The organism is Chryseobacterium sp. 27AL, assembly GCF_057815395.1.
Genome location: NZ_JBYRIW010000052.1, coordinates 1 through 300, shown reverse-complemented (window position 1 = coordinate 300; position 300 = coordinate 1). Strand labels below are relative to the sequence as shown.

1 pseudogene is annotated in these 300 nt (G+C 52.3%); it reads right to left on the bottom strand.

The features are described 5' to 3' along the window. Positions 1 to 22 precede the first annotated feature (22 nt). Positions 23 to 300: pseudogene (locus AC3WV0_RS18150) on the bottom strand (hypothetical protein); the annotation flags it as partial.

Genomic DNA, 300 nt, shown 5'->3' with positions numbered 1-300 from the left:
CATTAAAATACCCTCATGAAGATTACTTCGGTCCCCAGAAGCTCCATCCCTGACCATTGAAGACGGCGATCTGGTGGGCCGTGGTGTCGTACACCACCAATCCCGGAGCGGGATCTATAATATTCAGGTGAGGGCTTGCCACTTTGGGAAGCACCATGGCTTTATCGGTATCGGAAAGTACCAACACTCCCTTAAGGTCTTTATTGTCGGTTTTCCCGATCCGCACCATAGCGGATGAAACTTCCGGCTTGGTCTCCTGAAGCGAAGTATCTACCGCAGCCGGTGTTCCGGCGTTGGGAT